The following is an 18,803-nucleotide window of genomic DNA, read 5'->3' as shown; positions in this document are numbered from 1 at the left end:
CGCCTTCTTTACCGTTTAATTCTACTTGTCCAGCTCTTTCAGCACGACCGCTGCAAGCGCGTCGATAAATTCAGGCTGTGCGTTCGGCATGGCCGGACGATAGTAGCTTGCGCCGACTTCTTCAGTCACAGCTTTGCATTCATAATCATTATCGTAAAGCACCTCTAAATGATCGGCAACGAAGCCTGCGGGCACGTATACAAATGCTTTATAAGGATGCTTTTGATACAGCTCGCGCGTAAGATCCTGCACATCCGGCCCGAGCCACGGATCAGGGGTGTTCCCTTCGCTTTGCCAGCCGACTGCGTAATCGGTAATTCCGGCGCCTTCGGCAATCAGTTTTGCGGATTCCTCCAGCTGGTCAGGATACGGATCGCCGTATTCTTTAATTTTTTCAGGAAGGCTGTGCGCTGAGACGATCAGCATCGCGTCATCCCGTTCTTCTTTCGGCATTGATTCATACGTTTTCTTCACCTGGCCGACCCAATAATCAACGAATTTCGGTTCATCATACCAGCTTTCAACGGACTTGATGGTCAAGCCGCCGAGCTTCTCCGCTTCTTCTTTCGCGCGTTTGTTGTATGACTGGACGCTGAATGTTGAAAAATGAGGGGCGAGCACAAGGCTGACAGCTTCTGTAATGCCGTCTTTATGCATGTCCGCCACCGCGTCTTCAATAAACGGTTCAATATGTTTTAATCCGATATACACTTTGAATGTTACATCATCCTGGATTTCATTTAAACGCTGTGCGAGCTTCTCCGCCTGCTCCTGCGTGATTTTCGCCAGCGGAGAAATGCCTCCGATCGCTTCATATCTGTCTTTTAAATCTTGAAGCATATGAGGCTCCGGCTTTCTTCCGCGTCTGATATGCGTATAATAACGTTCTATGTCCTCTTCTTTGTAAGGCGTTCCGTAAGCCATGACAAGAAGTCCCATTTTCTTTTTGCTGCTCATTTTGTTAAACACCTCTTTTGATGGTCTGTCTACCTTGATTTTGACAGGAAAATCTACTTATAACCAACGATCTGCTCAGGAAGATTGTTCCGTTTTTTTGGCAGCGGAATATTCATGTACAAACGCCGTCAGCTTTTTCAGCGTTTCCGGATTGACATCAGGGAATACGCCGTGCCCTAAATTGAAAATAAACCCGTCCGCTTTCATGCCTTGATCAAGTATCGCTTTCGCTTTTTTCTCGATGACTTCCCAAGGCGCAAGAAGAAGCGACGGATCAAGATTGCCCTGAACCGTTTTTGTAATGCCTTGTTTTCTGGCGTCATCTATGCCGAGTCTCCAATCAAGACCGACGACATCAAGAGGAAGGTCATGCCAATCCCCGGCCAGATGGCTTGCGCCTACGCCGAACATGATCAGCGGAACTTGCTCTGCAGAAAGCTCCCGGAAAATTCTGTCCATCACCGGTTTTATAAACTGCCGGTAATCTTCGCGGTTCAGCGCGCCGACCCATGAATCAAAAATCTGAATGGCTTTTGCGCCGGCGTTAATCTGCGCTTTTGCATAAACGATAATCATGTCCGCGAGCTTGTCCATCAGCATTTGCCACGCTTGCGGCATACTGTGCATAAACGCTTTTGTTTTGTTGTAATTTTTAGAAGGCCCGCCTTCAATCATATAACTGGCCAGCGTAAAAGGCGCTCCCGAAAAACCGATGAGCGGAACATTCAGCTGTTCGTTTACGAGTAATCGGATCGTTTCCAGCACGTAAGGAACATCCTGTTCGGGATTCAGTTCGCCGAGCTTTTCAATATCCGCAGCAGAGCGCACCGGCTGATCGATCACCGGGCCGATTCCGTTTTTTATTTCAACATCCACTCCGATATAAGGAAGCGGCGTCATAATGTCTTTATATAAAATGGCAGCGTCCACTCCGTACTGCTCGACCGGGAGCCTCGTCACATACGCGCACAGCTCGGGCTGATGCGTAATTTCGACTAAGCCGTACTTTTCCTTCAGCTTGCGGTATTCCGGCTGCGACCTCCCCGCCTGTCTCATGTACCAGACAGGGACGTGATTTGTCTTTTCTCCCCGTGCCGCTTTTAAAAACGTATCATTAAACGCTTCTCGTTTACTCATCTGAATTTCCACCTTTCCTCCTGCAACCATACGTTCGTGTTCTTCGCCCATTACACTATACCTTGTTTTTTCAAAAGCGTATAGAATTGAGGCTTAATGTTCAAAAAATCGCCGAATTCATGATTAAGAAGAAAAAAGCTTCGGCTGAACGTATTCCGTTCCCTCTCCTTCTTGATCCGTCTGTGAATTATATGGAACGACTTTGTATGAAGCCCCTGAAAACAGATTGGCGTACGGTATGTCAAAGCTGCCTTTTCCTTTCACCGAATCCAGAAGCTTGTCTTTTCCGTCTTTCTTCTCATATATTCGGTAAACAACCCGATCATCCTTTTGAATATCCCATTTTAATTGAACCGTAATCAGTCCCATCGCCTTAAATGTATAACGGGCCGACAGGGACTTTACCGCCTCCAGCTCAATCGGGCTGCCCAGTTCCTTCACATTTTCAGGCTTTTTGAATGTCCGGCCGTTTTCCCCCGCTTTTGTAACGATATCTTTAAAGAGTCTGACCGGGTATTGGCTTCCGCCTTTCAGGTAATGGGTTTTATCCGTTTTGTCATAGCCCATCCAGACGGCTCCCGTCAGTCCGGGAGTGTATCCCGCAAACCAGGCGTCCTTTGTCGCGCCGGGGACGCCGGTAAATGTGGTCGTGCCGGTTTTCCCCGCCAGGTCACCTTGATAGCTGCCTTGTGAAGCGGTTCCTTCTTTTACGACCTGCTGAAGCATTCTCGTCATATTCCATGCCGTCTGTCCGCTGAAGACGCGCGTTTTGCCGTTTTTAGGCCCGGACAACGTTTCTCCGTCTTCGTCCGTGATTTTCTCTATAAAAAATGGCTTCGTATACATTCCGCTTGCCGCAAAGGTATGATAAGCTCCGGCAAGCTGAAGCGGGGTGACGCCTTCAGACAGACCGCCCAGCGCAATCGCGAGTCCGTTGTCAGAAATGTTTATACCGTTTTTCTCAAGATACGATTTTCCCGTATCTACGCCGATCTGCTTCAATGTCCAGACAGCGGGCGCATTTATGCTGTAAGTGATCGCATCCTGCATCGTCACTTCCCCCTTGTACTGTCCGTCATAATTTTTCGGTTCATACCCGTCGTAGGACGTGAGTTTGTCTTGGAGAAGCGAATACGGTTTGAACTTGTCTTCCTGCATGGCGGGACCGTATACGGCAATCGGCTTAAACGTTGAGCCCGGCTGCCGCTTCGCCGTAACCCTGTTGTATCCTTTTGTCACGTAGTCGCGTCCGCCGACCGCCGCGCGCACGCCTCCGGTTTTATTATCAATAAAGACGGCGCTTCCCTCTGCCGCTTGATCCGTCCCCGGAAAATAGCCGCTTTCCTTCATGAGGGTGTATGCCGTTTTCTGCAGCTTGGAATCAAGTGACGTCCGGATCGTATAGCCGCCTTGAAGCAGCTGTTCACCCGACATCGAATAACGGGATTCCGCCTCCTTGATGACAAGATCGATATAACTGTCAAACCAAGGCGTTTCTGATGTTTTCTTGACATTAAGCCCCAATGTCCGGCCCTGGGCTCTGACGGCTTCCTTGGCGCTGATATAGCCTTGGTCGTTCATCATTGCAAGAATCGTATCGCGGCGTTCTTTATTTTTATCCGGATGCTGAATCGGCGAATAAAGAGATGGCGCCTTCGGAATCGCTGCCAGAACGGCTCCTTCCGCAACGGTTAAATCTTTTACTTCTTTATTAAAGTAGTAGTGGGACGCGGCTTGAATGCCGTAAACGCCATGGCCGAAATAAAGCTGGTTCAGGTACATTTCAAGCAGCTTGTCCTTGCTGTAATCACGCTCAAGATTGATGGCGATAATGACTTCCTTCGTCTTGCGCAAAAATGTTTTATCATGAGTCAGAAAAATGTTTTTCGCCAGCTGCTGGGTGATCGTGCTTCCGCCTTCCACCTTGCCGCCTGCTAAAACATCCCGGAACACCGCCCGGCCGACAGACTTCACATCAATGCCGTGATGTTCGTAAAACCGTTTATCTTCAACGGCGATAAAGGCATCTCTCACATCTTCCGGAACCTGCTGAATGGATACCGGCTCGCGATTTTCCGTATAGAGGCTCGCGATTTCATCACCGTTTTGATCGACGATTTTTGAAGATGCGTGCAGTATTAATTTCTTTTCATCGATGACATAATGGCCGAGAAATATAATGATAATGTATCCGATTAACGCGAGAAAAGCGGTTGCCGCCGCAATTACAGCCGGAATAAAGAATCTTTTTTTCTTTTTCAGCATAAGTCACCTCGCCTTTCTTAACTTGTAGTATGGGAAATATTGTTTCGAATTATGTCAGAATGAGTCGCCAATAGAAACTTATACCACTCTTTTGATATACTAGCAAGCAGGAGGTGGCTGATATGAAGGTTTATATTACATACGGGACAGCCGATTTTTTAAAGACGATTGCAAAGAAACACCCGAGTGAGAATATGGTGCTGATGCAAGGTGAGGATAATGCGGTTTTAATTCATGAAACAAATGGAGAAACCGTTTTTCAGGCGCCCCATTCCTATGAAAGCATCGACAGCGTCGGGGAAATCAAAAATCCGGGCTACGCCGTCCTCAACAACATCGCCGTTACCCAGGAAGGCCGTCCGCTGTTTGAAAACCGGTTTAAAAACCGCGCCGGCAAAGTGGAAAATGAACCCGGTTTTCAAGCCATCCGCGTATTAAGACCGCTCGAAGGCGATACGTATGTCATTTTGACCCTGTGGGAAGAGGAAAAAGCCTTTCAGGACTGGCAGCAGTCAAACTCTTATCAGGAAGCTCATAAAAAACGCGGAACATCTGCCGGCATCGACACGACGTCTATTTTCTCCCGGCCGTCTTATGTAACCGCTTATTACGCAATAGACTAAAAAACCGCCGGAGATTCTCCGGCTTTTTTAATGTCCCGATTTTACGCTTCGTTCTTGCACCTTCCGCCCGCCTATGAATACCCTGTAGCAATCCTATTTATAAACGGAGTGGTTCAATTGGGGATCGGCGTCTACTCGGTACATCTGCTTTATGTTGCTTTTATCGCGGCCATTATCGTTTTTATGCTCCTCAGGAAAGATACAACCTTTATTTCACTCGCCGGCATTTTTGTGATTGCGCTATGGACGACGCATTCATTCTCCGCTTCGGTCAGCAGCCTGTTTCACAGCTTCACGTATGCCGCCGGAGAATTGCTGCCGACGATTTTTATCATTTGTTTTATCGTGGCGATGAGCGGCCTCTTGACCGAAACCGGTATTAATGAAGCGATGATTTCTCCGTTTGCAAAGCTGATGAAAGGGCCGGCTGTCGCGTATTGGGTTATCGGCTGTCTGATGTTTGCCATCTCTCTTTTTTTCTGGCCGTCACCCGGGGTGGCGCTGATCGGCGCTGTGCTGCTTCCCGCAGCGATCCGGGCGGGCCTTTCTCCGATCGCCGCGGCTATGGCGATGAACCTGTTCGGCCACGGATTCGCTTTATCTGGGGATTACGTCATTCAGGCGGCCCCGAAATTAACGGCCGATGCCGCGGGCATTCCCGTGGGCGATGTCATGCAGGCAAGTATTCCGCTCGTTTTGATCATGGGGTTAACGACGACAATCACCGCTTTCTTCCTCATCATGCGGGATCGAAAAAAAACGAAGACCCCCCTCTCCTTGGACAGCTCCGGTTCTTTGGACACAAGTATGTACCTGCCGAAAAAACTCAGGGTGATCCTGGCGGTTTTCATTCCGCTTGTTTTTCTCGCCGATATTATCTGCATGATCGTATACCGTCTGCAGGGAAACGAGGCGACGGCACTCGTCGGAGGAACCGCGATCGGCATTCTCCTGATCATTCATTTCATTGTATATAAAGAGCGGCATTTAGAAAAGATCACCGAGTATTTTATCGGCGGTTTTCAATTCGGCTTTAAAGTATTCGGCCCCGTCATTCCGATCGCGGCCTTCTTTTATCTCGGTGACGCGGGGTTTAAAAGTATTTTGAACACCCCGCTGCCGAAAGGATCTGCGGGGATCGTCAATGACCTCGGATTGGCCCTGTCCCATTCTTTTCCGATGTCCGGAGAATTCGCCGGCATCGCCCTGACCGCAGTCGGTGCGATTACCGGGCTCGACGGGTCAGGGTTTTCCGGTATATCTCTTGCAGGCTCGATGGCAAAGCTGTTTTCCGCCGCGCTTCATACGGACCCGGCCGTTTTAACGGCGCTGGGCCAGATTTCAGCGATCTGGGTCGGGGGCGGAACATTGGTCCCTTGGGCACTGATCCCCGCTGCGGCTATTTGTAAAGTTGATCCGTTTGAGCTTGCCAGAAAAAACTTTATCCCGGTTGCGGCCGGGCTAGTCGTCACAACGATCGCCGCCATCATCATTCTCCCGTAGCAAAAGGATTGAAATCTTCTGACATTTTCTATACAATCATGGGAAAAGCAGACGAGGGGGCATCGCTTTTGACGTTAACGACACTTCAAAAAAGCTTAAACGCTCAGCTTGACGGGCTGTATGAGGAAATGGTTGAAATCAGGCGTCACCTTCACATGAATCCCGAGCCATCCTTTAAGGAGAAAAAAACACCGGCGTTCATCGCCTCATTTTATGAAAAGCTCGGCGTTCCCATCCGGACGAATGTCGGGGGCAACGGTGTCACAGCCTATATTGAAGGGAGCGAACCGGGACCGGCCGTGGCACTCAGAGCTGATTTTGACGCTTTGCCGATACAGGATGAAAAAGATGTGCCCTATGCTTCACAAATTCCCGGCGTCATGCACGCCTGCGGGCATGACGGCCATACGGCGGCTCTGCTCGCGGTTGGAAAAGTGCTGTACTGCAACCGGGAAAAACTGAAAGGGTCATTTGTGATGATCCACCAGCACGCCGAGGAATTATCTCCCGGCGGAGCAAAAGCAATGATTGAGGATGGGTGCCTCGAGCATGTCGATGCCATTTTCGGCACTCACCTTTGGGCCACTGAACCCGTCGGGACGGTCTTATGCCGCCCGGGCGCAGTAATGGCCGCCGCTGACGGCTTTACGATTAAAGTCATCGGCAAAGGCGGCCACGGCGCGATTCCTCACGATACAAAGGACGCCGTTTTAATCGGCTCACAAATCGTCACGGCTCTTCAGCATATCGTCAGCCGGCTCGTTCACCGCTGAAAATCCGTTTAATGCGATTGCCGATCAGGCAGTCATATCAGGCACCGTCCGCTCGTTTGACGAAAGTGTGCGCAGCCTGCTCGAAGCAGAAATAGAAGCCGTCGTAAAAGGAATCTGTTCCATGCACTCCGCTTCCTATGAATATCGTTTCAAGCGCGGTTATCCCGCCGTCGTCAATCATCCCGAGGAAGCGGCGCACGCGGCGGCCGCCGCAAAGGAAACAGACGGCGTTACGAAAGTCATTGAAGGAGGGCCGCAGATGGCCGGAGAGGATTTTTCCTATTATCTGCAGCATACAAAAGGCGCATTTTTCTTTACGGGCGCCGCTTTAGAAAACGCGGAAACCATTTATCCTCATCATCATCCGAAATTTGATTTTAATGAAAAAGCGATGCTGACGGCCGCCAAAGTGCTTATCGGCGCCGCGGTGAGCTACCCCCGATAGGGCATAAAAAACAGCCGGTACATTACGTACCGGCTGCTGTGATTCTTAAATGAAAAACGTGCCTTGCCGTCTCACCGAGCTGTGACAGCAGTTTATAATTGGCCGCTCCGCCCACGGCGGCTCCGACGACCGGCAAAAGCTGAAACAATTTCACCACGTCCAGATAATCGCGGTATTCCTGCTGAAAAACTCTCCAATCGACATCATGCTTTTTCGAATCCCACTGTTCAATCATTGAGTATATGCGTTTCCGCTGTTCACCGCTTGAGAAAGCCAGCTGAAAAATAAACAGCAAAAACAATCGTTCATCCCTGTCTTTCACATCATAGCCGTAAATAGAGGCAAGATCGAACAGACATTTCATTTTAATGGATAACAGCAAAGGAAAATCAGCCATCCCTAAAAAAATTCCGCCGGCCCCCGTACCGATCCCTTCGGCTGCCGCGACCTTTTGGTACGATGCGATGGTTTGTCTGGCGAGGGCATCTTTTTCAGCAAGCGTCATACCGTTTGTATCCCGCTTGCTTTTCACCAGATTTGAACCCGCCATTGTTGCTTCGGTCATTTTTTTAATGCTTTCTGTGATGACGGCATGAATTTTATCAGGAATCCGCTCATTTATTTTCGCCTGCATTCCTTTAGAAAAGCGTTCAAGCATAGAATCTTTGCGTAAAAAACGCGCTTTCCATTGCAGTGCTTCCTGTATCAGCTGCTGATCGTCGGTCATCTGTGTCTCCTTCTTTCATTGAGGTTTCAAAAACCCGATTGATTACAGCTTGCCGTACTTTTTCAATCTTCCGCCCATATACGAAGGCATGATCACAAAAATCAGAACGGCTGAAGCAACAGCCGCATACAGCGCCCCGCTGACTCCCGCGGCATAGGCTGACGCTGCACAGAACAGCAGCGCCTGCACGGTTAATGCCGATTTCATCAGCGAAAAGAAACTTTGCAGCTTCGCTTTCTGATTGACCGGGTAAAGCTCCTGCAGAGAAAGATGATGAAAATGCCCGAACAGCGGCAGAAGCTGTATTCCCGTAATAAAGACGGTAAATACGGTTAACGCCGCCGTTATCCACGGATTGGCGGAAACGAGCATAATAATCAGGATAAAAATAATCGTGAGCCTGACCTGAATGCCTAGATAATCATTTGAACGCAGAAAGGCCCGCGCATACATATAGGAGAACGTTTTCCGCTGTTCGAACGGAATCATTCTGAGCAAAAAGTCGAGATACGCCCGGCGTTTTGCCTGTTTTTTCAGGTGAGGCACATCGGTAAACAGATTGGCGATTCTGTAAAACCGCTGCTTCCTTCTTAATTCATATTCAATGTGAGCTTCCCATTTTAATGATTTATGTTTTGCGGCCGATGTGAAATACACATAAAGGCCGGCCATCACAATGTAGACGGCGGCAGCGTACACATAAAACGACTGTAAGACGAAGTATAAAAGCAGCATATTGCAGATAAAGCGTATAACCGCATCCATCATTTTCATGCTTCTGTCATTCATAAACGTCATCCGCCACTCCATGGCCTGATTCCACGCTTTTACCGCCAGCATCTGAATAAATACGGCGGCATACGACGCAAGCGACGCCCCCGGACTTACAGCGAAAAACAGAGGCATGCATACAAGAGACAGAGCAATAAGCGGAAACAGCTGTGACAGATAGCTGTACTTAAATGAATGCTTAAAGTATGTCCCCATTTTCGGTTCAAGCGGCAGCAGAAACACGAGGTCCGCTTCCTTTAACAGCGTCCGGACGTATGAACCGGTCAGCACAAATGAAAAGAGCACCGCCATCACCCAAAATGACGGAAAATGAACGGGAATGTCTTTGACCCACTTGCTGTACCAGCTTGCCGCGCCGGCAATAAAAAAGATCAGCACAATGACGAGATGATCATTGAGCATATATTTCATATACATTCTGGTTTCCTTTATATGCTCTTCAAGCCGGGACTGCCAAATCGTAGACATATTATTCATGGCCGGCGTCTTCCTTCGTCAGTTCGATATACAAGTCATCAAGAGCTGCGTCTTTCATGCCGAACTGCTCTCTCAGTTCTTCCAGTGTGCCGCTTGCCCGCACTTCGCCGTTATGTAAAATAATGAAAGCGTCACAGTAGCGCTCTGCCGTAGCCAGGATATGCGTTGACATCAGCACGCTTGATCCGGCTTTTTTCGCGGCGTCCATCCGCTCCAGCAATGCATTGATCGCAAGCGGGTCAAGGCCGAGAAACGGCTCGTCAATGATATAAAGCGAAGGCTCCGCGAGAAACGCGCACATGATCATGACTTTCTGCTTCATCCCTTTGGAAAAGTGAGCGGGAAACCATTTCAGCCTTTTTTCCATTCTGAATTCTTTCAGAAGCGGAGGAAGCCTTTTTTCAAGCGTTTCTTTGGAAAGGCCGTACGCCATGGCCGTCAGCTCCAGATGCTCTTTAAGCGTCAGTTCTTCATACAGCACCGGCGCTTCGGGGATGTACGTAAATTGCGAGCGGTAGCTTTCCTTATCCTCCGAAAACGTCTTGCCGTTCAGCTCGATCGAGCCTTTATGCGGGTCCATTAATCCGATAATATGCCGGATCGTCGTGCTTTTGCCCGCGCCGTTTAATCCGATGAGTCCGACAATCTGGTTCGGCTCAAGGGTGAATGAAACATTTTTTAAGACCGGGTTTCTCGTATAACCGCCGGTTAAGTCTTTTACCGATAGCAGAGACATAATTTCTCCCCTTCTGATTCGTTTTTCTTCATAGTACCAAAAATAAAGTCTGATTTGAAACGATTCCCTTTTTTTCTCACTTGAAAAGTGTGCATAGTTATCGTTTTGGCGGACATCATAATGTATGTAGAAGGAAACAGCTTTAATCAACTGAAAATGAGGTGTTTATAAAAGACGTCTTAGAACAGTTGGATGAAAATCAACATGTCCTGTGCTTACAATTTCTTCACACACTGCTTTGATGATGTTCTTCATTCATGATGAAATAATCAAATGAGGTGTTTGTCCCAGGAATGATTAAGCAGACCCATAAGTCTTCATTTTAAAAACAAATGAGGTGCTTACAAAAGGCATATTCAATTTTCTGTGATAAAGCTCGTACTTCTGCATCAGGGTGAACGCGCAGCCGTTCATCCTGTTTTTTGTTTTGGCCGTTTTTGTGGTACGATGAGAATATACATATATTTCTTTTCAGGGAGGAAACCCATCTATGCACAAAGCGGACGATTGTATTTTCTGCAAAATCATTGCCGGTGACATTCCGTCTTCAAAAGTATACGAAAATGAACACGTCGCGGCGTTTCTTGATATCAGCCAGGTCACAAAGGGCCACACGCTCGTGATTCCGAAAACACATATCGAAAACGTGTACGAGTTTACGCCTGAGCTTTCTAAAGAATATTTTGAAGCGGTGCCGAAAATCGCACGCGCCATCCGCGATGAATTCGAGCCGATCGGGCTGAATATTCTCAATAACAACGGTGAAAAAGCGGGCCAATCGGTGTTCCATTTTCACATGCATATCATTCCGCGTTACGGAAAAGGCGACGGTTTCGGGGCTGTCTGGAAGCCCCACGCCGAAGACTATACGCCTGACGATCTTCAGGAGATCGCTTCAACCGTCAGAAAACGGCTTGCCTCATCTTAAAGATGAGGTTTTTTTGCGTCCGGAAACACAAAATACATAAAATTATATTTTTTCATATCAAAAAAATCAAAAAATTGTGATAGGATAATTGTATTATTTCTTACACTAAAGCGGAAAACAGGGAGAGATCGTAAACATGGAACGTACAACGAATTTCAATGCAGGACCCGCAGCCCTTCCACTGGATGTGCTGCAAAAAGCACAAAAAGAATTTGTCAACTTCAATGATACCGGCATGTCCGTCATGGAGCTGTCCCACCGGAGCACGGAATATGATGCGGTGCACCAAAAAGCCAAAAGCCTTCTGAAAGAACTGATGGATATTCCCGACGATTATGATATTTTATTTCTTCAAGGCGGCGCAAGCCTTCAATTCTCCATGCTGCCGATGAACTTTTTAACACCGGAAAAAACGGCGCACTTCATCGTAACAGGCGCATGGTCTGAAAAAGCACTCGCCGAGGCGAAACTGTTCGGAAACACATCCGTCACGGCAACAAGCGCAGATTCAAACCACAACCACATACCGGAAGCGGACCTCTCAGGAATCAAAGACGGCGCCTACCTGCATATTACGTCAAACAACACGATTTTCGGAACGCAGTGGAAAGAGTTCCCGAATTCACCGATCCCGCTCGTAGCCGACATGTCAAGCGACATCCTGAGCAGAAAAATTGATGTCAAAACGTTTGATGTTATCTATGGCGGAGCCCAGAAAAACCTCGGGCCATCCGGCGTCACGGTCGTCATCATGAAAAAATCATGGCTTGAAAACGAAAACGCCAACGTCCCTAAAATGTTGAAATACTCCACTCACACAAAAGCCGATTCACTGTATAATACGCCGCCTACATTTGCGATTTATATGCTGAGCCTCGTCCTTGAATGGCTGGCTGAAAACGGCGGTGTCGAAGCGGCTGAACGGCGCAATCAGGAAAAGGCCGATGTCCTGTACGGCACAATCGACGCAAGCGGCGGGTTTTACGCGGGGCATGCCGCAAAAGACAGCCGTTCTCACATGAACGTCACGTTCACCCTCCGCGACAGCAGTCTCACGAAAAAATTCGTTGAAGAAGCGAAAGCGGCTAAAATGATCGGACTCGGAGGCCACCGCTCAGTCGGAGGCTGCAGGGCGTCTATCTACAACGCCGTCAGCCTGGCTGATTGTGAAAAACTGGCTCAGTTTATGAGAAAGTTCCAGCAGGAAAACGAATAAATTTCTTCTAACATAACGGTTCCTTTGATATACTGTTTGCATATCAATTTTTCCGGCCATCGCAATAAATGACGAGCATATTATTGGATGGCGAAAAAGCTTAGCAGAGGAGAGCTTAGTATGAAAACAAAAGAATTAGTCATTATGGCCCTGTTTGCGGCAATCGGAGCGGTGCTTCATTCCATTATGCCGCCGGTATTATTCGGAATGAAACCCGATATGATGCTTGTGATGATGTTTATGGGTATTCTGTTATTCCCCCGTGTGCAGAACGTACTGATGATCGGGATTGTAACGGGAATCATTTCCGCACTCACGACATCTTTTCCGGGCGGACAGCTTCCGAATATCATTGAAAAACCGGTAACGGCGTTTCTGTTTCTCGCGCTGGCGCTTTTGGTGAAAAAGAGCGTGAAAACAGCGGCCGCCGCCGTCATTACGATAGCCGGCACCTTCATCTCCGGTTTGCTCTTTTTGGCGCTGGCCCTTCTGATTGTCGGCCTGCCGGGCGGATTCACCGCCTTGGTGCTCGCGGTCGTCCTTCCGGCGGCTGCGCTGAACGCGATCGCCATTATCATTATGCATCCGATTGTGCAAACGATCTTAAAACGGTCCAATATGATTGAAACGGTGAAATAACCGCATACCGAAACCTCTTCCGGCCGGAAGAGGTTTTTTAATGTGTTTCAGCATGTTTTATACGAGAAGTTTTGTGAAAAAGATAAGGAACAATGCGAGGGCGGTTCCTGCTGAGCAGACGATGGCCTTTTGGCGGACGACCCGCTTCGGCGGATAAGAAGCGGCCTGGCCGAGCAGTTTCAGGTAATAAACGGCGCCCGCCGCAAAGACAAGAGCCATACAAGATAAAACAATCATAAAGACAGACAACCTTCTCCCTCCTTTTCCCTTAAAAAATATGCTAAAATAAAGCAAGCTATGTATAGAAGTTTATTCTTCTGAACAAAAATGATAAAAGTTATGAGAAAAAAAACGGGGTGATTCAAATGGCTGACGGACGTTCCCTTTTAACAGGCCTTTTCGTAGGCGGATTGATCGGAGGCGCAGCGGTGTTACTCTCGGCTCCTTCATCCGGAAAAGAGCTGCGGGGCAAAATCAAAGAGAATTGCAATTCAATTGAGGACACAATCAAACGGTTAAAAAAAGACGGAATGGCGCTTAAGGACCAGCTTGTCCAAACGGCGAAAGAAAGCGCAGAAGTCATTAAAGACGTAGGCGGAGAGCTTCAGACCAGCATTAAAAGGTGGCAGGAGGAAATCAAGCCGCACCAGCAGGATCTCCAAAAGGAAATCGCTGATATCGAAGAGAAAATCAGACAGCTGGAGAAAACCTTACAAAACTAATATCCTATACAACCAAAAAAAGTGCGGACCTATTGCGTTCCGCACTTTTTTTTGCGGTTTAAAGCCTTTCCCAGCAAAGGATTAAGAATTTATTATAAAATTCTTAAATTTTCATCTTTATTAATCTTTATTTTATTGGCATAATAGAGGAAAAGAAAATGTGAAGCAGGTGATCTGTATTGAATCGTGTTGAACCGCCTTACGATCTAAAAGAAGCTTTAATCTATACCCAAAAAATGGCGCAGCTGTCCAAAGCGCTCTGGAAATCTATCGAGAAAGACTGGCAGAATTGGCTGAAGCCCTACGACCTTAATATTAATGAGCATCATATATTATGGATTGCCTATCAGCTTAAAGGAGCTTCTATTTCAGAAATCGCCAAATTCGGCGTTATGCACGTATCAACTGCATTTAACTTTTCAAAAAAGCTTGAAGAACGGGGATATCTGAAATTTTCCAAGCGGCTGAATGATAAACGGAACACGTACATTCAGTTAACTGATGAAGGGGAAAATGTATTCGAAAGCCTGCTTGAGGAGTTTGATCCGTCGAGGAACGCGGTGTTTAAAGGCTCACAGCCGATCTACCACTTATTCGGGAAGTTTCCTGAGGTTGAAGAATTAACCTGTGTCATCCGCCACATTTACGGCGAAGATTTTATGGAGATATTCGAGAAATCATTGACAAACATAAACAATGATTTTGAAAGTGAAGACGGAAGGCTGAAGAAAAAAACGGACGAATCGGCTGTCCATGAAACGGCTGAAGAGCTGGAACCGATCAACAGTTAATCAAAGTGCTTCATAATCTCAATAAACTCTTCCATCAGCGCTGTATAAAGCCCCTGCTCATACAAAGCAAAAATCGTTTCATGAACATCTAATTTTTCGTTCAGCTGTCCCGCAAAAAGCGCAAGGAGCTTGTCAAACGTCACAAAGCCTTGCGCTTTTTGCGACTCCAGCTCGTCCTCCAATTCGCGGCAGATCCGCCCGACCTCTTCTCCTTCTTCTTCGGTCAGCCCTTTTTCAATCATCATCGCATAAAAAGGGTACTTATCCATATCCACCGTTTTCACCAGCAATTGTATGTAATATTCTAAACGCCCGATACGCTGATCCATTGAATCCATCCGTTTCACTTCTTTCTATCTTTAATCTTATTTTAGCTGATAATGAATGGAGAAGAAAGGTTAAACCGTACATTTCCATGTTTCACCGAGCTCTTCTGTTCTTCTCTTTCCAGGTTTATTTTTTTCTTTAAAAAAGGATTGATTTTTTCTCCTGAAGAGAGTAAATTATTTTGAGATTGTATTCCATCTTTGTACGGAAGGATGACTCTGATGAATTGCTGGAAAACCATTAATCTGATCAAAGATTATGGTGCGGTTCGTTTATTATTGACTGCTGTAGGTTTTATGATCCTGTTTTTTATATGCAACTTCTTGGCATTCGGGCTGCTGCGTCCGAATATCAGTTTAAGTGACGGGCACGTGTTTGCTTTTTGTGTTCTGCTCGTTGTTACTTTATTTGTACATAAAGTCATACATGTCCTGCCGATGATCTGTAAAAAAAGAAAAAAGGAAATGAAAATGTACTTCTTGCGGATGCCGACATGGAAAGGCATACCGAAAACGACGATGCTGATTTCTACGATCAGCCCGTTTTTATTCATTACGCCGTTATTGTTTTATGCCGGACTGGCATTTCCGAGACACGCTCATTACTTTTATATGATTTCGAGCATTCATGCGGGGTATTGCCTGCCTGATCTTCTGTTTGCGCTCCATCTGGTCAAAGCGCCCAAATCATGTCTGATTGACCAGGAATCCGACGGTTTTGATATTTTAGTGAAAAAAGTGCCGGAGTCTTGATGTCCCGCTGATTTTTCAGGTTACATTCTATCTTTTTTAATAAATATTTGGTAATGTAATATGGGAGCAGTTCAGAGAGAGGGGGAATCTCCCATCATTTTATTCTATTTTATCGTGGCTGCCCTGTTTATTCTTTATTTCATAAACAGGCTCACAAATACATTATGCCTTGTCAGAGAGATTCCTGAAGACCGGCAGGATAAGGTATTCCGTTTTATTAATGTATCTATTTTAATTTTACTGATCTCTTCATTCGTCGAGATCTCCTTTACTGTGTAAACAGGCAAAAAAATATGGCTGACGGAGGTCTGACCCCCCGACAGCCATATTTTTTTCTTAATAAAGCCAAGAAGCGCCGATGATGATCAATAAGATGAACAGAACAACCAATAATGCAAAACCGCCTGCAAATACTTCACCCATCTCCAAAAGCACCTCCTACAAAACGTTTTATTTTTCCAATTACATCATATGCAATTTACTTCTGAAACGCTTAGGCGCCCGGGTAAGAAAACGGACCGCTTTTAGAAAAAGCGATCCGTTTCGCTTAGCAAATGTAAGCTGCACCTACGATGATAAGCAATATGAACAGTACTACGAGCAGTGCGAAACCGTTTGAATATCCTCCGCCCATGGTTCATTACCTCCTTTTCATGATCAATATATTTGTATGTATCAGGAAAAAGTTTGACTAGACGAATGCCCTTTATTTAAAATCTTTTTACAGAAAGCCACAATATGTTATGATACGCATATGCAATTTAATTTGGATGATTAGGAGTGTTTAAAGGAATGAAGAAAATCGCGATAGCAGCTATTACGGCAACGAGCGTCCTGGCTCTCAGCGCTTGCAGCAGCGGCGACAACGACGTAATCGCCAAGACAGATGCCGGAAATGTAACAAAAGGCGAGCTCTACACGAACATGAAAAAAACCGCGGGTGCAAGTGTGCTGACACAGCTCGTACAAGAAAAAGTATTAGCAAAAAAATACAAAGTAACGGATAAAGAAATCGATAACAAGCTGAAAGAGTACAAAACGCAGCTCGGCGATCAGTACAGCGCCCTTAAACAGCAGTACGGCGAAGATTACCTGAAAGATCAGGTGAAGTACGAACTGCTTGCACAAAAAGCGGCGAAAGACAACATCAAAGTGACTGACTCCGATACGAAAGAATATTACGACGGCTTAAAAGGTAAAATCCGCGCGAGCCACATCCTTGTCGCTGACAAAAAGACAGCTGACGAAGTGGAGAAAAAGCTGAAAAAAGGCGAGAAGTTTGAAACGCTTGCGAAAGAATACTCAACTGACACATCAAAAGACAACGGCGGCGACCTTGGCTGGTTCGATAAAAAGTCAATGGATGAAACATTCAGCAAAGCTGCATTCGGCCTGAAAGTCGGACAAGTCAGCGATCCGGTCAAAACAAAATTCGGTTATCATATCATCAAAAAGACAGAAGAACGCGGCAAATATGATGACATGAAAAAAGAACTGAAAGAAGAAGTTCTTAAACAGAAATTAAACGACAACTCAGCTGTACAGGCGGCAATTCAAAAAGTCATGAAAAAAGCTGACGTAAAAGTGGAAGACAAAGACTTAAAAGACACGTTTAACACTTCAACTTCTTCTGAATCTAAATAAAAAAACTGTGCGGGCTCTCGGCGAGCCGCACAGTTTTTTTATGCGATGGAATGATTGGAGTTTTCTTCCGCATCCCCGTTTTCACTTGCGGGCGCCGCCATACGGCGCTCGCGTTCCTGTTCCATCCGTTCAATATACACCCTTCCTTCTTTTTCAATAAACGACTGGTCAAGCTTTTCCTCTTCTTTAGCTGTTGTGAAAAGCTTATAAGCGCTGAAAATAATTCCGATAATGCAAAGGTATACCCACCAAGGAAAAAATAGCACGTCGGTTTCCTCCCTTTTTCACCCAGAGTCTTTATTCTAAGCTATGCTTGATAAAGACAAGTTATGAGAGCTGAACGTAAAAAAGACCGATCATAGAGAATCGGCCTTTTTATCTTATTGATGGAAAGTCGGTTTGTAGAAAGAACGGTTTTCAAGCGCAAATACACGCTCTGTGTATTCGCCCGGCTTCACCCGTTCCAGCGCTCTGTCCATCATGATCATTTTTGCATCCAGATTGTCAATGTAGTGAAGAATTTCCGCTTCTTTCACCATCGGCGGTTTCGGGCTTCCCCATTCCGCTTTTCCGTGATGGCTTAAAATCAAATGCTTCAGAATCAGCACTTCTTCAGCGTCAATCTGAAGCTCTTCGGCTGCTTTAGAAAGCTCTGTCACCATGATCGAAATGTGCCCGAGCAGATTCCCTTCCACGGTGTACGTCGTGGAGACGGGGCCTGAAAGCTCTTTTACTTTGCCGAGATCATGCAGAATGACTCCGGCATACAGTAAATCCCGGTCAAGAGACGGATACAGATCGGCAATCGCTTTTGCCAGGTTGAGCATGGACACTACATGATACGCGAGCCCGGAGACGAACTCATGGTGGTTTTTAGCCGCAGCCGGGTAATCCATAAACTCAGCCGCATATTTTTTGACCAGATGTCTTGTGATCCGCTGGATGTTTGGATTTTTCATTTCAAAAATGTATTGAGTGACGGTTTCCATCATTTCGTTTTTCGGAATCGGCGCCGTTTCCAGAAAATCATCAATGCTGACATTTTCGTTCTCGCCGGCCGGCCGGATGTTTCTCAGCTTAAGTTGATTTCGTCCGCGATAGTGATGGACATCTCCGATTACCTTCACGATCGTCTGCGCCGCGTATGTTGTTTCATCAGTCGGCTTGGCATCCCACAGCTTCGCTTCGATATCTCCCGATTGGTCCTGCAGCATTAACGTCAGGAATGGTTTTCCGTTGCTTGCGATTCCCTTAGTCGAAGATTTAATCAGAAAGTATTGATCGACCTGCTCGCCGACCTCGTGCAGCATAATACCTTTTGCCATTCTATTAAAAGCTCCCTCCATATC

The 18,803-nt window shown here is 46.6% G+C and carries 22 protein-coding genes and 1 pseudogene; 11 read left to right on the top strand and 12 right to left on the bottom strand.

From position 1 onward, the window contains the following. Positions 1–21: 21 nt before the first annotated feature. From hemH to NYE68_RS05910, 3 genes are all read right to left on the bottom strand, one after another. Entirely contained in the window at positions 22–957 is a 936-nt protein-coding gene (gene hemH, locus NYE68_RS05920; protein ID WP_003155221.1) for a ferrochelatase, read from the bottom strand. Between the two features lie 75 nt (positions 958–1,032). Beyond that, the gene (gene hemE, locus NYE68_RS05915; protein ID WP_014417339.1) at positions 1,033–2,094 is read right to left on the bottom strand and encodes a uroporphyrinogen decarboxylase; all 1,062 of its coding nucleotides are present in this window, start codon (positions 2,092–2,094) and stop codon (positions 1,033–1,035) included. Positions 2,095–2,217: 123 nt separating this feature from the next. Further along, on the bottom strand, positions 2,218–4,359 hold the full coding sequence (locus NYE68_RS05910; protein ID WP_254003648.1) for a PBP1A family penicillin-binding protein: 2,142 nt from the start codon (positions 4,357–4,359) through the stop codon (positions 2,218–2,220). Between the two features lie 122 nt (positions 4,360–4,481). Here NYE68_RS05910 and hmoB point away from each other — a divergent pair, with 122 nt between their 5' ends. From hmoB to NYE68_RS05895, 3 genes and pseudogenes are all read left to right on the top strand, one after another. Then, positions 4,482–4,982 (top strand): heme-degrading oxygenase HmoB, encoded by a 501-nt coding sequence (hmoB, locus tag NYE68_RS05905; RefSeq protein ID WP_017417382.1) that lies wholly within the window; start codon positions 4,482–4,484, stop codon positions 4,980–4,982. 117 nt (positions 4,983–5,099) lie between these two features. Continuing rightward, positions 5,100–6,485 carry a hypothetical protein gene (locus NYE68_RS05900; RefSeq protein WP_254003647.1) on the top strand — a complete coding sequence of 462 codons (1,386 nt, stop codon included), beginning with the start codon at positions 5,100–5,102 and terminating at the stop codon, positions 6,483–6,485. 68 nt (positions 6,486–6,553) lie between these two features. Continuing rightward, positions 6,554–7,703, top strand: a pseudogene (locus NYE68_RS05895) (amidohydrolase). 22 nt (positions 7,704–7,725) lie between these two features. Here NYE68_RS05895 and NYE68_RS05890 read toward each other — a convergent pair. Genes NYE68_RS05890 through NYE68_RS05880 form a run of 3 tightly spaced genes read right to left on the bottom strand, consistent with a single transcriptional unit; the run spans position 7,726 to position 10,435 of the window. Continuing rightward, positions 7,726–8,430, bottom strand: a complete 705-nt coding sequence (locus NYE68_RS05890) for an EcsC family protein (protein WP_020955586.1) — start codon at positions 8,428–8,430, stop codon at positions 7,726–7,728. Positions 8,431–8,472: 42 nt separating this feature from the next. Further along, positions 8,473–9,699, bottom strand: a complete 1,227-nt coding sequence (locus NYE68_RS05885) for an ABC transporter permease (protein ID WP_007409219.1) — start codon at positions 9,697–9,699, stop codon at positions 8,473–8,475. After that, the gene (locus NYE68_RS05880; RefSeq protein ID WP_254003645.1) at positions 9,692–10,435 is read right to left on the bottom strand and encodes an ABC transporter ATP-binding protein; all 744 of its coding nucleotides are present in this window, start codon (positions 10,433–10,435) and stop codon (positions 9,692–9,694) included. Before NYE68_RS05880 ends, NYE68_RS05885 begins: the two co-directional genes overlap by 8 nt. A 490-nt stretch (positions 10,436–10,925) precedes the next feature. On the opposite strand from NYE68_RS05880, the gene NYE68_RS05875 reads away from it, so the two are divergent. From NYE68_RS05875 to NYE68_RS05865, 3 genes are all read left to right on the top strand, one after another. After that, a complete protein-coding gene (locus tag NYE68_RS05875; protein ID WP_021494930.1) occupies positions 10,926–11,363 on the top strand; it encodes an HIT family protein in 438 nt (145 codons plus the stop codon). Positions 11,364–11,499: 136 nt separating this feature from the next. After that, positions 11,500–12,579 (top strand): 3-phosphoserine/phosphohydroxythreonine transaminase, encoded by a 1,080-nt coding sequence (gene serC, locus NYE68_RS05870; RefSeq protein ID WP_022553600.1) that lies wholly within the window; start codon positions 11,500–11,502, stop codon positions 12,577–12,579. Positions 12,580–12,699: 120 nt separating this feature from the next. Continuing rightward, positions 12,700–13,218, top strand: a complete 519-nt coding sequence (locus NYE68_RS05865; protein WP_003155234.1) for a tryptophan transporter — start codon at positions 12,700–12,702, stop codon at positions 13,216–13,218. Positions 13,219–13,275: 57 nt separating this feature from the next. Here the strand turns inward: NYE68_RS05865 and NYE68_RS05860 are convergent, their stop codons facing one another. Then, the gene (locus NYE68_RS05860; RefSeq protein ID WP_007409223.1) at positions 13,276–13,467 is read right to left on the bottom strand and encodes a hypothetical protein; all 192 of its coding nucleotides are present in this window, start codon (positions 13,465–13,467) and stop codon (positions 13,276–13,278) included. A gap of 116 nt (positions 13,468–13,583) precedes the next feature. On the opposite strand from NYE68_RS05860, the gene NYE68_RS05855 reads away from it, so the two are divergent. Both NYE68_RS05855 and NYE68_RS05850 read left to right on the top strand, forming a co-directional pair. Beyond that, positions 13,584–13,940, top strand: coding sequence for a YtxH domain-containing protein (locus tag NYE68_RS05855; RefSeq protein ID WP_014417330.1), 357 nt, complete (start codon positions 13,584–13,586; stop codon positions 13,938–13,940). Positions 13,941–14,119: 179 nt separating this feature from the next. Beyond that, positions 14,120–14,731: an HTH-type transcriptional regulator Hpr gene (locus NYE68_RS05850; protein ID WP_021494928.1), complete on the top strand. Its 612-nt coding sequence runs from the start codon at positions 14,120–14,122 to the stop codon at positions 14,729–14,731. On the opposite strand, the gene NYE68_RS05845 is transcribed toward NYE68_RS05850, so the two are convergent. After that, entirely contained in the window at positions 14,728–15,069 is a 342-nt protein-coding gene (locus NYE68_RS05845) for a YhaI family protein (RefSeq protein WP_003155243.1), read from the bottom strand. The genes NYE68_RS05850 and NYE68_RS05845 overlap by 4 nt on opposite strands. A 210-nt stretch (positions 15,070–15,279) precedes the next feature. On the opposite strand from NYE68_RS05845, the gene NYE68_RS05840 reads away from it, so the two are divergent. After that, on the top strand, positions 15,280–15,810 hold the full coding sequence (locus NYE68_RS05840) for a DUF3267 domain-containing protein (protein ID WP_007409225.1): 531 nt from the start codon (positions 15,280–15,282) through the stop codon (positions 15,808–15,810). 60 nt (positions 15,811–15,870) lie between these two features. Continuing rightward, positions 15,871–16,089 (top strand): hypothetical protein, encoded by a 219-nt coding sequence (locus tag NYE68_RS05835; protein WP_003155245.1) that lies wholly within the window; start codon positions 15,871–15,873, stop codon positions 16,087–16,089. Between the two features lie 57 nt (positions 16,090–16,146). Here NYE68_RS05835 and yhzE2 read toward each other — a convergent pair whose 3' ends face one another. After that, positions 16,147–16,233 (bottom strand): sporulation protein YhzE2, encoded by an 87-nt coding sequence (gene yhzE2, locus NYE68_RS05830; protein ID WP_003155248.1) that lies wholly within the window; start codon positions 16,231–16,233, stop codon positions 16,147–16,149. A 124-nt stretch (positions 16,234–16,357) separates the two neighbouring features. After that, positions 16,358–16,444, bottom strand: a complete 87-nt coding sequence (gene yhzE1 / locus NYE68_RS05825) for a sporulation protein YhzE1 (RefSeq protein WP_017417375.1) — start codon at positions 16,442–16,444, stop codon at positions 16,358–16,360. Between the two features lie 158 nt (positions 16,445–16,602). On the opposite strand from yhzE1, the gene NYE68_RS05820 reads away from it, so the two are divergent. Beyond that, entirely contained in the window at positions 16,603–17,454 is an 852-nt protein-coding gene (locus tag NYE68_RS05820; protein WP_324635974.1) for a peptidylprolyl isomerase, read from the top strand. Between the two features lie 38 nt (positions 17,455–17,492). On the opposite strand, the gene NYE68_RS05815 is transcribed toward NYE68_RS05820, so the two are convergent. Beyond that, complete coding sequence (locus NYE68_RS05815; protein ID WP_012117207.1) at positions 17,493–17,720, bottom strand: sporulation YhaL family protein; 228 nt, start codon at positions 17,718–17,720, stop codon at positions 17,493–17,495. Between the two features lie 114 nt (positions 17,721–17,834). Next, a complete protein-coding gene (gene yhaM / locus NYE68_RS05810) occupies positions 17,835–18,779 on the bottom strand; it encodes a 3'-5' exoribonuclease YhaM (RefSeq protein ID WP_012117206.1) in 945 nt (314 codons plus the stop codon). Positions 18,780–18,803 lie beyond the last annotated feature (24 nt).

This window comes from Bacillus sp. FSL R5-0447 (assembly GCF_038606125.1).
Lineage (GTDB): Bacteria > Bacillota > Bacilli > Bacillales > Bacillaceae > Bacillus > Bacillus velezensis.
The sequence above is the reverse complement of the archived record's forward strand: the minus strand, read 5'-3'. Positions and strand labels throughout refer to the sequence as shown.